The organism is Streptococcus sp. UMB0029 (assembly GCF_002871495.1).
GTDB lineage: Bacteria > Bacillota > Bacilli > Lactobacillales > Streptococcaceae > Streptococcus.
This window is the reverse complement of the sequence record NZ_PNGD01000012.1, coordinates 1-12171: the sequence shown is the minus strand read 5'-3', so window position 1 is coordinate 12171 and position 12171 is coordinate 1. Positions and strand designations below refer to the sequence as shown.

The following is a 12171-nucleotide window of genomic DNA, read 5'->3' as shown; positions in this document are numbered from 1 at the left end:
GAAGCAAAAATGATGGCAAGGATGTTTGGCAATGAGAAGTTACTCGTTAGTTTAGATAATGAATGGGCCGAGGATCTAGAAAGATATCGTTAAAGAGTTTATAGGAGTGACATTTCTGTCATTGGAGAAATGTCACTTTTTGTACATTTTTTTGATAAAATGTTATAATAAATGCATATGTTTGTTTGGTTATCAAAGTTTTTGGAATGATCCTAGAGGTAAAGAGAAGTGAATGAATTAGGAGAGAAGGTACGAATCCTTAGAGAGGAGAAAGGACTTAGTCGTCCAGTTTTTTGCGGGGATGAGTCTGAATTATCAGTCCGTCAGCTGGTGCGGATAGAAAAAGGAGAGTTTCGCCCGACAATAAAAACACTAGAATATATTGCAGAACGATTAGAAATTCCGTCCTACGTCTTGATGCCAGATTATAAGGAATTACCGAAGCGTTACCAAGAATTAAAGTACTTTCTTTTACATCATCCTGACTATGGAGACGAGGAGTTGCAGGAACAAAAGGAAGAATATTTCGATGAGATTTTTGAGAATTTTTATGATGATTTGCCACGTGATGAGAAGATGATAGTGGATTGCCTTCAGGCAATAGATGAGGTGAGAGCGACGGATAATGAACAGTATGGAATAGCGCTTTTAGATGAATCTTTTGAGGAACTATGGAATCAAAGAGAGTTTTCCTTTTCAGATCTTTTAAAAATTAGATTGTATTTTTTATGTAGTTATTTAGAAAATATAAAAAAAGGACAGTTATCTATTAGCGAACAGCAGAAACTTCAATTAATGTTTCAAAAAGTGTGTAATAACGTAGAAAATAGCGGTACAGACGATTTATTTCTTGTTCGTGATGTGTTATTTGCAGGGCTAGGCAGTTGTGAATTATTGAATGATTTAGAGTTATTTAAGTTAGCTGTGGAAAAACTGAATTGGATTTCTGAAAAAACACGAGATTTTCAAAAGCAACCGATTGTCTTGATGGTAGAATGGAAGTATTATATTCAGACTGATTATGATACGGCAAAACAAAAGTATGAAGAAGCAAAAATGATGGCGAGGATGTTTGGTAATGAGCAGTTAATCGTTAGTTTAGATAAGGAATGGACTGAGGATAATAAAAGATTCTGAGAAAAACTTGATTTCAGGAGCAAATGAAGTAAATGTTTTCACAATAAAAGGCATAATATCAGTTATACAAAAACTTTGATATTATGCCTTTTATTATGGAAAGACGTTTTAAATGTTAGCTTTGAATTAATTTTTTGTCTAGTCTAATTTATATTATATTTTGAGAAATGTGATATTTTTGAATACTAGTTTAGATAGCTTTTTACTATAATTTTACCAGTTTAAATAAAATAGTGACATTTCTGTCATTGGAGAATTTTTTATAAACTGATATAATCCAATGTGTAAGCAAGAAGTTTACTAATTTTTGTTTACTTGAAAAGTTATTGAATAATGTAATTTATCATTAACTTCATATATAAAAAAGGAGGTAGTCAAAGACGATTCAGTTTTTTTCACTTTTAGGAACTTTGCTTTGGTGGAAGTAGACAATCGTTGCTATTTTTATGAAGGTGAGAAGCATGCTAGAATTTGAACGAATAAATAATGTTTTATTGACTGGCATGTCAGAAGTTGGAGATGTACTGCTCATTCGACAAACGCTATCAACTCTTCTTCAAGTAGAAATAAGAGTTAACGGCTATTTATTGGATTTGATTACAATAAAACCCCAGATATTAAAAGTCTATCCATTAGTCGGTATAGCAAATAATGCACTTATTATTGTACGAGAAGTAAATGAGGGACTTGATATGACGTTGGAGTGTAATAGAACATTTAGAGATTTTGATTTTTTTAGAAAATTAAAATAGAAATTTAAAAAGGAGAAATAAAATATGTGGCGTTGGGTATGGAAAATAGTAAAATGGATTTTGATTAATTTAATGTGGACAGCTATTTGGGGCTGGGTTCAACAATGGTTTAGTAAATAGGAGGAAGTATTATGTGGCGTTGGGTATTAAAAATTATCAAATGGGTTCTTATTGATTGGGTTTTAACAGCAATTTGGGATTGGGTTAAACAGTGGTTCTAGTTTTAGAAGTTAATAGAACAGAGTTGATTTCTTACATAAAATATTAGTAAGATTAGAAATTAATATAAAAAAATAATTGATAGTTATGTCTCGGTTTGAAAATGGGCATTCTCAAAAAGATTATAGACATAACTATCAACTATTTTAATTATAATATAAAAGGGGAAAAAATGAAAGTAGAGAACATTTCGTATAAGATAAATAGTCAGATACTGTTTAACAATATTTCTTTTGATACTTCAAATTCAGGACTTACACTGATTACTGGAAAGAATGGCTCAGGAAAATCGACGTTATTAAAAGTATTGTTAGGAATTGTTCACCCATCTTCTGGTTCATTGATTTCTAATGAAAAGATTAGCTATGTTCCAGATTCTTCGGACAACTATTTCATCGGCTTATCTCCTAATTTATTATTCGAATTTTTGAAAAAACAATTTTTTATTGAAACAAATTTGTTCAATAGAAGATTAAAAGAACTACGAGAGCAATTTTATTTGAATGAAAAATTGATGACACAAACCATTCAATCACTATCATTAGGAGAAAAGAAAAAAGTAATGCTTATAGCAGCGTTTTTATTGGATTCAGATTTATATATTATGGATGAACCTTTATCAGGTTTAGACAAAATTTCGGTTGAAAATCTGCTTCAATTGATGGAGCAAAAGATAAATGTAGGTAAACACTTCATTATTGTAAGTCATGAGAGGCAAGAAATTTTACCGACAGTTGATCAGATTATTTCTTTGTAGAGGAAAGTTATATGGAAAAGTTTTATTATTCTATTGCTCTATTATTCCTATCTCGACAGGGATATTGGAATGATTCGGATAATGTCAAGGAGTTATCGCTGCTTCAATTGACCTACAAATATTTTTTATCATCTATTGGTTTGATTTTCATATTTTATCTTGCTAAACAAGAAGTTTATAAGCTATTAAGTGAAAATCAAATTTGGGGTATCCTATCATACTTTGAATTAGCAACAATACTTGCTCCTGCAATTTTGTTATTAGGAATAATTTATGAAAATATTTATGTTTTAAAAACTAAAACAGAGAGTACAATGAGGATATTTTTCAATATTACAGGGAGAGAATTTTGGAATATAGTATTTTTTAAGAATTTAATTCTAGTTTCTCCTATCTTAGTGGTTATTTTTTTCTATAATATTTTTTTAGGACTATTTTCGTGTTTACTTATTTTTTTACTTAATAGTATATTTTTAATACCGAAAATCAGGCATGTTAGGCCGAGATTTAAAAAATCCTTCAGTATGTCCTATTTATTGTCTATCGTTGATGGTTTGACAGTCTTTAAAGCGATGACTATACCTGTATTTTCAACTTTTATGTTTATGTTCATGTGGTTGGTTTTTCCAGATTTTTTAGGAATTGATACTTCGAATAAAGCAATGATATTGAATACTGCTTTATTTTCAGGGACAGTATTTTTTAGCAATAAAGGGATAAATTTTTATTTTCTTTCTTTAAATAGGGATTTTCCTTATTTGAAAGCTGTGGGGATCAATCTTAATAATTTTATTAAAAAAAGAATTTGGTCTTTAAATATTATTAGTATCTTAGTTCCTGCGACCTCACTATTTTTCTTTTTAAATTATCTGGGGTATGATTTTATAGATATTTTCTTATTTCTTTTCGGAGTTTCTCTAGCATACTTTCTATGCCAAGGAATACAAATGATAGAGGTATTACTATTTCGAGAATATCATTTTCGAGATGCGAAAGAACTAGAAGCTTTTTCACTCCCTTTAAAAACTAGAGTGATAATGTATATAATTCGTTTTCTACCAATTCTAGTCTGTATTTTGGTTAACCAAATAAGAATATTCGGTTTTTTGACTCAGATTTTATTAAATATAGTTTATATTAGTATTGTTTATTTTAGTTTGTATCGCTACACGATATCACAAGTGATTAAAGGAGATAATCATGTCCATTTTATCCATTAAAAATATTTCAAAATTTTACGCCTTGGACGGTAAACATCAAGAGCAGGCTTTAAAGAATATTAACCTGCAGATTGCAAAAGGTAAAATTACAGCGATTTACGGTCCATCAGGCTGTGGCAAAACCAGTTTACTAAATATCATTAGCGGTTTAGATAGACAATATGAAGGAGATTTAGAGTTTAAAGGGGAATCCCTCCGTGACTTATCAGAGATTGAACTAACTCAATTTCGTAAAGATAAGATTGGATTTGTGTTTCAAAACTTTAACCTCATTCCTCATCAGTCTGTCTTGGACAATGTCAAGCTACCTCTCTATGTCAAAGATTTATCTGACAGGGAGATGACAATGATTGCAAAGGAGCAATTAAGTAACTTGGGCATGGAGCCTTTTATGGCTAAAAATGTTAAACAACTTTCTGGTGGTCAAAAGCAACGTGTAGCAATCGCGCGTGCACTGGTAAATCAGCCAGATCTGATTGTAGCAGATGAGCCAACGGGTTCGCTGGATTCTCAATCCCAAGAAATGGTATTGGAAGTGTTTAAAAAATTAGCCCAAACAGGGAAAACAGTATTGATCGTAACCCATAATCCAGAGGTTGCTGAATATGCAGATGTGATTATCAAAATGAAGGATGGTGAAGTCGTTGAAGAAGTCAAAAAATAAAGGATTATCATTGAAAAACAAATTCAAACTTTCTTTAAATAACTTTCTGGAAAGAAAGTGGCGTAACCTATTGATTGCGCTAGCAACCTCAATCGGTTTTGTAGGAGTCTTAATTTCTTTCGGCTTGGGAAATGCTTTGATTTCGATGATTGATGAAAATACGAATGGAGGTCAAATTCCTTCTCAAGTTCAGATTGCTTTAAATACAGAAAATGCTGGACGAGGCTTTTTGAACCAAGACGATAAGAACTATATCACGGATACAGTTGGGAAAGAAGCTATTAAATATTTGGAGAGTCCTTTTGGGATGACCATGTCAAATATTACTATAGATGGGCAAGAAATGGATCTGAGTCAAACGATGCCTTCTTATGCTCAAGTAGTGAGTCTCTATGAGGATACAAGTATTTCTGTTAGTAGTAATGAGGCGGACAAAGTATTAGCTGGCTCCCTCTATAGTGATGCAAATGAACAGGGGTTGACGATTCCAAGTAGTTTACTAAAAAGTTGGAATGAACAGACAGGAAAAAATCTGACAGCTAATGATGTTATTGGCAAATCAGTTTCAGCAAGTATTGTAGAAAATGCTGCCGAAGCTAGCAAGACTGCTCAATTTCAAACAAAGATTGTGCGTGTGATCAATGATGAAGATGACATGGAGAACAGCAACAGTTTTATGCCCTCTAATCAAATGGAAACAATTTTGAAAGAAGCTGGATTTACAAAAGCTGTATCTTATTTTATCTTGGAACTCAAAGATCCATCACAGACAAAAGCGGTAACAGAAGAATTACAGAAAAATAAGAAGTATACTGTTCTTTCTCAACAGAAGGTTCTTGATATTGTGATTACTTTTATTCGTGTCATTCAGGGATTGTTGATTGTGCTTTCATCACAAGCTATTGTGGTAGCAGCGGTCATGATTGGTATCATCATTTACATCAATATCATCCAACGTTCTAAGGAAATAGGTGTCATGAAGGCAGTTGGCTATCAAAATCGTGATGTCAAAGGGATTTTTATTTACGAGGCTATCTGGATTGTAGGAATCGCCTTGCTGCTGGCATTTTTGGTTGCACAAGGGGTGGGAAGTTTGGCGAATGTGGTTGTAAATCACTTTTACCCATCCATTACTAAGGTTTTTGAATTAAATCTTTTATCTGTTTTAGGAACTCTAACTTTCGCTCTATTACTTGGTTATGTCTCAGCCTACTTCCCAGCACGTAAAATTAGTAAAATGGATCCTGTAGAATCGCTACGATATGAATAGTAAGGGAATTCTTGATTTATAGCCTTAAAAAGAAACTAACATAGAAAAACAATGCCCGTACTTGCAATTAAACTTAAATAGTTATATAATAGGTTTGTTGAAAGGTGATTTGTAGTGATTCAAGTTACTCTTTTCACAATAAAAATTTCATGATTTTCATAAGGAGGAAATCACTAATGGTAGTTAAAGTTGGTATTAACGGTTTCGGACGTATCGGTCGTCTTGCTTTCCGTCGTATCCAAAACGTAGAAGGTGTTGAAGTTACACGCATCAACGACCTTACAGATCCAGTTATGCTTGCACACTTGTTGAAATACGACACAACTCAAGGTCGTTTCGACGGTACTGTTGAAGTTAAAGAAGGTGGATTCGAAGTTAACGGTAAATTCGTTAAAGTTTCTGCTGAACGTGATCCAGAACAAATCGACTGGGCTACTGACGGTGTAGAAATCGTTCTTGAAGCTACTGGTTTCTTTGCTAAGAAAGAAGCAGCTGAAAAACACCTTAAAGGTGGAGCTAAAAAAGTTGTTATCACTGCTCCTGGTGGAAACGACGTTAAAACAGTTGTATTCAACACTAACCACGACGTTCTTGACGGTACTGAAACAGTTATCTCAGGTGCTTCATGTACTACAAACTGCTTGGCTCCAATGGCTAAAGCTCTTCAAGACAACTTTGGTGTTGTAGAAGGATTGATGACTACTATCCACGCTTACACTGGTGACCAAATGATTCTTGACGGACCACACCGTGGTGGTGACCTTCGCCGTGCTCGTGCTGGTGCTGTAAACATCGTTCCTAACTCAACTGGTGCTGCAAAAGCTATCGGTCTTGTAATCCCAGAATTGAATGGTAAATTGGACGGAGCCGCTCAACGTGTTCCTGTTCCAGCAGGTTCTGTAACTGAGTTGGTAGCAGTTCTTGAAAAGAACGTTACTGTTGACGAAGTGAACGCAGCTATGAAAGCAGCTTCAAACGAATCATACGGATACACTGAAGATCCAATCGTATCTTCAGATATCCTAGGTATGTCTTACGGTTCATTGTTTGACGCAACTCAAACTAAAGTTCTTGACGTTGACGGTAAACAATTGGTTAAAGTTGTATCATGGTACGACAACGAAATGTCATACACTGCACAACTTGTTCGTACTCTTGAATACTTCGCAAAAATCGCTAAATAATTCATGAGTCGATAAAAAGCAAGGCCTCTTGGTCTTGCTTTTCTTATATGGAAAAATGGATGACACGACAATCATCCATTCTTTTTTAACTCTTTTTCAAAAGTATTAGAAAGGGTAGTGAAAGTTAGCTTCTCTAAAGTAAGCGGATGGGTAAAGGAAAGTCGAAAGGCGTGGAGCATAAGGCGACTTGATTTTCCTTTGCTATTATAGAGAGGGTCGCCTAGGATAGGGAAGTTATGATGAGAAAGATGCACACGAATCTGATGGGTTCGCCCTGTCTTTAGTTTGCAACGGACAAGAGCTGTTTTGTTTGAAAATTTCTTTAATCTGCTTACATGCGTTTCAGCATATTGCCCATTTTTTGCATCAATTATTCTTTTTCTACGATCATGACGATCACGTCCGATTTTGTCTCTGAAAACAAGCTCTTTGTTGCTGATATTTCCATCAACAAGGGCCCAATATTCCCTAGAAATCTCTTTTTTCTCCAATAAGCGGTTGAGAATAGGTAGGATAAAAGGATTTTTAGCGAAGAGAACTAAACCACTGGTTTCCATGTCCAGACGATGAACGACATAGCAAGTTTGGCCAACATAGGCACTGATATGGTTAAGAAGGGCGATTTCATTTGGTTGGTTACCGTGGGTTTTCATACCCTCTGGTTTGTTTACAATAACTAAGTGTTGATCTTGATAAACCTCTTGAACGAGGTCAGGATTGCCCCAAGGGATTTCTTTTTCGGGATAATCTTCCTTGTCAAAAGTTAACTGGCAAATATCTCCAGGATTCACCTCCTCGTTCCAGCGAACTTCCCGTTGATTAATCAAAATGTGTTTCTTGATTCTCAAAAAATGCCGGATTTTTCTAGGGATGAGGAGTTGTTCCTCAAGTAATTGCTTTACCGTCATTTGAGGTAGAGAGTCTGGTAATGTAAATGTGAATTGCATACAGATATTGTAACAAAAAAAGCCTTATTTGGATAGGAAATAGCTAAATTCTTGTCTTCCTATGATGAAGATGATAAAATAAACGCATGAAATTAGATAAATTATTTGAGAAATTTCTTTCTCTTTTTAAAAAAGAAACAAGTGAACTAGAGGAAACTGATTCTACTAGCTTGCGTCGTTCTCGCAGTGATCGAAAAAAATTAGCCCAAATAGGTCCGATTCGGAAATTCTGGCGTCGCTATCATCTAACAAAGATTGTCCTTATACTAGGTTTGAGTGCAGGCTTGCTAGTCGGAACCTATTTGTTTGCTGTAGCTAAGTCAACCAATGTCAATGATTTGCAAAACGCCTTGAAAACTCGGACTCTCATTTTTGACCGTGAAGAAAAAGAGGCTGGTGCCTTATCTGGTCAAAAAGGAACCTATGTTGAACTGACTGATATCAGTAAAAACTTGCAGAATGCCGTTATTGCGACAGAAGACCGTTCCTTCTATAAAAATGACGGAATTAACTATGGTCGTTTCTTATTGGCGATTGTCACTGCTGGTCGTTCAGGCGGTGGTTCTACTATTACCCAACAGCTGGCTAAAAACGCCTATCTGTCGCAGGATCAAACTGTTGAGAGAAAAGCGAAAGAATTTTTCCTTGCTTTAGAATTAACAAAAAAATATAGTAAGGATCAGATCTTAACCATGTACCTTAACAACGCTTATTTTGGAAATGGTGTGTGGGGTGTAGAAGATGCGAGTAAGAAATACTTTGGAGTTTCTGCGTCAGAAGTGAGTTTGAATCAAGCTGCGACTCTGGCAGGGATGCTCAAGGGGCCGGAACTGTATAATCCTTTAAATTCTGTAGAGGATTCTACCAATCGTCGCGATACTGTTTTGCAAAATATGGTTGCAGCGGGTTATATTGATAAAAATCAAGAAACCGAAGCTGCAGGAGTTAATATGACCTCGCAATTGCAAGATAAGTATGAAGGAAAAATTTCAGATTACCGTTACCCTTCTTATTTTGATGCGGTGGTTAATGAAGCTGTTTCTAAGTATAATCTAACAGAGGAAGAAATCGTCAATAATGGCTACCGCATTTACACAGAGCTGGACCAAAATTACCAAGCAAATATGCAGGTTGTTTATGAAAACACATCGCTATTTCCGAGGGCAGAGGATGGAACATTTGCTCAATCAGGAAGTGTAGCTCTCGAACCGAAAACAGGTGGAGTTCGTGGAGTTGTCGGTCAGGTTGCTGACAATGATAAAACTGGATTCCGGAATTTCAACTATGCAACTCAATCAAAGCGTAGCCCTGGTTCTACAATTAAGCCTTTAGTTGTTTATACGCCGGCAGTTGAGGCAGGTTGGGCTTTGAACAAACAGTTGGATAACCATACGATGCAGTATGACAGCTATAAGGTTGATAACTATGCAGGGATCAAAACGAGTCGAGAAGTTCCTATGTATCAAGCCTTGGCAGAATCGCTTAATCTACCTGCTGTTGCTACTGTTAATGATTTGGGTGTTGATAAGGCTTTTGAGTCAGGAGAAAAATTTGGACTCAACATGGAAAAGGTCGACCGTGTTCTTGGTGTCGCCTTGGGAAGTGGTGTCGAAACCAATCCTCTGCAAATGGCTCAAGCATATGCTGCCTTTGCAAATGAAGGTTTAATGCCGGAAGCTCATTTTATTAGTAGAATTGAAAATGCTAGCGGGCAGATTATTGCAAGCCATAAAAATTCACAAAAAAGGGTGATTGATAAGTCTGTAGCTGACAAGATGACTAGTATGATGTTAGGAACATTCACCAACGGAACGGGAATTAGTTCGTCGCCTGCAGACTATGTCATGGCAGGGAAAACTGGTACAACTGAAGCAGTTTTTAATCCTGAATATACAAGTGACCAGTGGGTAATTGGCTATACTCCGGATGTAGTGATTAGTCACTGGCTTGGTTTTCCGACCACTGATGAAAATCACTATCTAGCAGGATCTACTTCAAATGGTGCAGCTCATGTCTTTAGGAATATTGCAAATACCATTTTACCTTATACACCAGGAAGTACCTTTACAGTTGAAAATGCTTATAAGCAAAATGGAATTGCACCAGCTAACACAAAAAGACAAGTACAAACCAATGATAATAGCCAGACAGATGATAATTTGTCTGATATTCGAGGACGTGCGCAAAGTCTAGTAGATGAGGCTAGTCGGGCTATCTCGGATGCCAAGATTAAGGAAAAGGCTCAAACAATCTGGGATTCGGTAGTCAATCTATTTCGCTAAGATGCTTGTCAAAGCCTAGCTTTCTTGTTATAATAGATAGGATGGAGGCGTTATGGCACTAAAAAAAGCAAGCCTAGCTTGTACGGTTTGTGGTTCGAGAAACTATTCAATCAAGATCAGTGGAAACCCCAAGCCTACACGACTAGAAGTAAATAAATTTTGTAAGCATTGTGGTAAGTACACTACACACAGAGAAACGAGATAGGAGAGAGCGATGCGTTTTATTGGAGATATTTTTAGACTTCTTAAAGACACAACATGGCCAACTCGCAAGGAAAGCTGGAGAGATTTTCGTTCTATCATGGAATACACAGTTTTCTTTGTAGTAATTATTTACATTTTTGACCAGTTGATTGTTTCAGGTTTGATTCGATTTATTAACATTTTTTAGAAGAGTAGTGAAAGTACACTAAAAATCTTCTATTTATGAAAGGAAATATCATGGATAGTTTTGATAAAGGGTGGTTTGTTTTACAAACTTATTCTGGTTATGAAAATAAGGTAAAAGAAAATCTATTACAACGTGCACAAACCTACAATATGTTGGATAATATTCTACGCGTTGAAATTCCAACACAAACAGTGCAAGTTGAAAAAAATGGAAAGAGAAAAGAAATAGAAGAAAATCGCTTTCCAGGTTATGTTCTTGTAGAAATGGTCATGACAGATGAAGCTTGGTTTGTTGTTCGAAACACGCCAAATGTTACAGGGTTTGTCGGATCACACGGGAACAGATCAAAACCAACTCCATTATTGGAACAAGAAATTCGTGACATTTTGGTATCTATGGGACAAACTGTTCAAGAATTTGATTTCGATGTTGAGGTTGGCCAAACTGTACGTATTATTGATGGTGCTTTTGCAGACTACACTGGTAAGATTACAGAAATTGATAATAACAAAGTGAAAATGATTATCTCTATGTTTGGTAATGACACAGTTGCAGAAGTAAACCTAAACCAAATTGCAGAATTGTAACCCAAAGAGAGGCTTGTCCTCTCTTTTTTGTGCAGTTGAGGCGGTAAAGGGGACAGAATAGGCGAAATGGCCCTAATTAGCTTTTTTATTTGTTAAACTGTATCTAGAAAGGGGAAGATTATGCTTAAAGAATTGTATGAAGAAGTCCAAGGTATTGTATACAAGTGTAGAAATGAATATTACCTTCATTTGTGGGAGTTATCGGACTGGGATCAAGAGGGTATGATTTGCTTGCATGAATTAATTAGTAAAGAAGAAGGAATAGTAGAAGATATCCCTCGTTTAAGGAAATATTTCAAAACCAAGTTTCGTAATCGAATTCTAGACTATCTCCGTAAGCAAGAAAGCCAGAAGCGAAGATATGATAAAGAAGCATATGAAGAAGTGGGCGAGATTAGTCATCGTATAAGCGAGGGAGGTCTCTGGCTGGATGACTATTATCTCTTTCATGAAACGCTAAGAGATTATAGAAGGAAACAAAGTAAAGAGCAACAAGAAGAGTTAGAACGCGTCTTAAGACATGAACGCTTCCGAGGACGTCAAAGAGTACTAAGAGACTTACGTATTGTGTTTAAAGAGTTTGATATCCGTAGCCATTAGGAAGTCATGCAAAAAAATTGAAAAAAATTAGAAAAAGGTGTTGACAAGTCTGAAAAAGTCGGTATAATAGTAAGAGTTGAAAATAACAACTCTGGTCCGTTGGTCAAGGGGTTAAGACACCGCCTTTTCACGGCGGTAACACGGGTTCGAATCCCGTACGG

Annotated in this window: 13 protein-coding genes; 12 read left to right on the top strand and 1 reads right to left on the bottom strand. The window is 35.6% G+C overall.

Features of this window, described 5'->3' with window-relative positions; all coding sequences use genetic code 11:
• The first annotated feature begins 228 nt into the window (after positions 1-228).
• The 7 genes from CJ239_RS08665 to gap all read left to right on the top strand — a co-directional run bounded on the left by CJ239_RS08665 (position 229) and on the right by gap (position 7203).
• A complete protein-coding gene (locus CJ239_RS08665) occupies positions 229-1137 on the top strand; it encodes a helix-turn-helix transcriptional regulator (RefSeq protein WP_102211268.1) in 909 nt (302 codons plus the stop codon).
• 461 nt (positions 1138-1598) lie between these two features.
• Positions 1599-1889 carry a hypothetical protein gene (locus tag CJ239_RS08660; protein ID WP_102211267.1) on the top strand — a complete coding sequence of 97 codons (291 nt, stop codon included), beginning with the start codon at positions 1599-1601 and terminating at the stop codon, positions 1887-1889.
• Between the two features lie 391 nt (positions 1890-2280).
• Entirely contained in the window at positions 2281-2865 is a 585-nt protein-coding gene (locus tag CJ239_RS08655; RefSeq protein ID WP_180958253.1) for an ATP-binding cassette domain-containing protein, read from the top strand.
• A gap of 11 nt (positions 2866-2876) precedes the next feature.
• On the top strand, positions 2877-4085 hold the full coding sequence (locus CJ239_RS08650) for a hypothetical protein (RefSeq protein WP_102211265.1): 1209 nt from the start codon (positions 2877-2879) through the stop codon (positions 4083-4085).
• Complete coding sequence (locus tag CJ239_RS08645; protein WP_102211264.1) at positions 4066-4749, top strand: ABC transporter ATP-binding protein; 684 nt, start codon at positions 4066-4068, stop codon at positions 4747-4749. Before CJ239_RS08650 ends, CJ239_RS08645 begins: the two co-directional genes overlap by 20 nt.
• Entirely contained in the window at positions 4718-6019 is a 1302-nt protein-coding gene (locus CJ239_RS08640) for an ABC transporter permease (RefSeq protein ID WP_180958252.1), read from the top strand. Before CJ239_RS08645 ends, CJ239_RS08640 begins: the two co-directional genes overlap by 32 nt.
• A gap of 176 nt (positions 6020-6195) precedes the next feature.
• Positions 6196-7203 carry a type I glyceraldehyde-3-phosphate dehydrogenase gene (gap, locus tag CJ239_RS08635; protein ID WP_000260686.1) on the top strand — a complete coding sequence of 336 codons (1008 nt, stop codon included), beginning with the start codon at positions 6196-6198 and terminating at the stop codon, positions 7201-7203.
• A gap of 71 nt (positions 7204-7274) precedes the next feature.
• Here the strand turns inward: gap and CJ239_RS08630 are convergent, their stop codons facing one another.
• Positions 7275-8150 (bottom strand): RluA family pseudouridine synthase, encoded by an 876-nt coding sequence (locus CJ239_RS08630; protein ID WP_102211263.1) that lies wholly within the window; start codon positions 8148-8150, stop codon positions 7275-7277.
• Positions 8151-8236: 86 nt separating this feature from the next.
• On the opposite strand from CJ239_RS08630, the gene pbp2a reads away from it, so the two are divergent.
• From pbp2a to CJ239_RS08605, 5 genes are all read left to right on the top strand, one after another.
• Positions 8237-10432 carry a penicillin-binding protein PBP2A gene (gene pbp2a / locus CJ239_RS08625; protein ID WP_102211262.1) on the top strand — a complete coding sequence of 732 codons (2196 nt, stop codon included), beginning with the start codon at positions 8237-8239 and terminating at the stop codon, positions 10430-10432.
• Positions 10433-10484: 52 nt separating this feature from the next.
• Positions 10485-10637, top strand: a complete 153-nt coding sequence (rpmG, locus tag CJ239_RS08620) for a 50S ribosomal protein L33 (protein WP_102211261.1) — start codon at positions 10485-10487, stop codon at positions 10635-10637.
• Positions 10638-10646: 9 nt separating this feature from the next.
• Positions 10647-10823 (top strand): preprotein translocase subunit SecE, encoded by a 177-nt coding sequence (secE, locus tag CJ239_RS08615; RefSeq protein WP_102211260.1) that lies wholly within the window; start codon positions 10647-10649, stop codon positions 10821-10823.
• Between the two features lie 50 nt (positions 10824-10873).
• A complete protein-coding gene (gene nusG / locus CJ239_RS08610) occupies positions 10874-11410 on the top strand; it encodes a transcription termination/antitermination protein NusG (RefSeq protein ID WP_020901172.1) in 537 nt (178 codons plus the stop codon).
• Positions 11411-11530: 120 nt separating this feature from the next.
• Positions 11531-12010 (top strand): sigma-70 family RNA polymerase sigma factor, encoded by a 480-nt coding sequence (locus CJ239_RS08605; protein ID WP_102211259.1) that lies wholly within the window; start codon positions 11531-11533, stop codon positions 12008-12010.
• The last annotated feature ends 161 nt before the right edge of the window (positions 12011-12171 follow it).

Bases quoted from the DNA above. Each gene is read 5' to 3' on its own strand.
- nusG (WP_020901172.1), top strand. From the start codon at position 10,874: ATGGATAGTTTTGATAAAGGGTGGTTTGTTTTACAAACTTATTCTGGT.
- CJ239_RS08655 (WP_180958253.1), top strand. From the start codon at position 2,281: ATGAAAGTAGAGAACATTTCGTATAAGATAAATAGTCAGATACTGTTT.
- CJ239_RS08660 (WP_102211267.1), top strand. From the start codon at position 1,599: ATGCTAGAATTTGAACGAATAAATAATGTTTTATTGACTGGCATGTCA.
- CJ239_RS08650 (WP_102211265.1), top strand. From the start codon at position 2,877: ATGGAAAAGTTTTATTATTCTATTGCTCTATTATTCCTATCTCGACAG.
- CJ239_RS08630 (WP_102211263.1), bottom strand. From the start codon at position 8,150: ATGCAATTCACATTTACATTACCAGACTCTCTACCTCAAATGACGGTA.
- CJ239_RS08640 (WP_180958252.1), top strand. From the start codon at position 4,718: ATGGTGAAGTCGTTGAAGAAGTCAAAAAATAAAGGATTATCATTGAAA.
- secE (WP_102211260.1), top strand. From the start codon at position 10,647: ATGCGTTTTATTGGAGATATTTTTAGACTTCTTAAAGACACAACATGG.
- CJ239_RS08645 (WP_102211264.1), top strand. From the start codon at position 4,066: ATGTCCATTTTATCCATTAAAAATATTTCAAAATTTTACGCCTTGGAC.
- rpmG (WP_102211261.1), top strand. From the start codon at position 10,485: ATGGCACTAAAAAAAGCAAGCCTAGCTTGTACGGTTTGTGGTTCGAGA.
- gap (WP_000260686.1), top strand. From the start codon at position 6,196: ATGGTAGTTAAAGTTGGTATTAACGGTTTCGGACGTATCGGTCGTCTT.
- CJ239_RS08605 (WP_102211259.1), top strand. From the start codon at position 11,531: ATGCTTAAAGAATTGTATGAAGAAGTCCAAGGTATTGTATACAAGTGT.
- pbp2a (WP_102211262.1), top strand. From the start codon at position 8,237: ATGAAATTAGATAAATTATTTGAGAAATTTCTTTCTCTTTTTAAAAAA.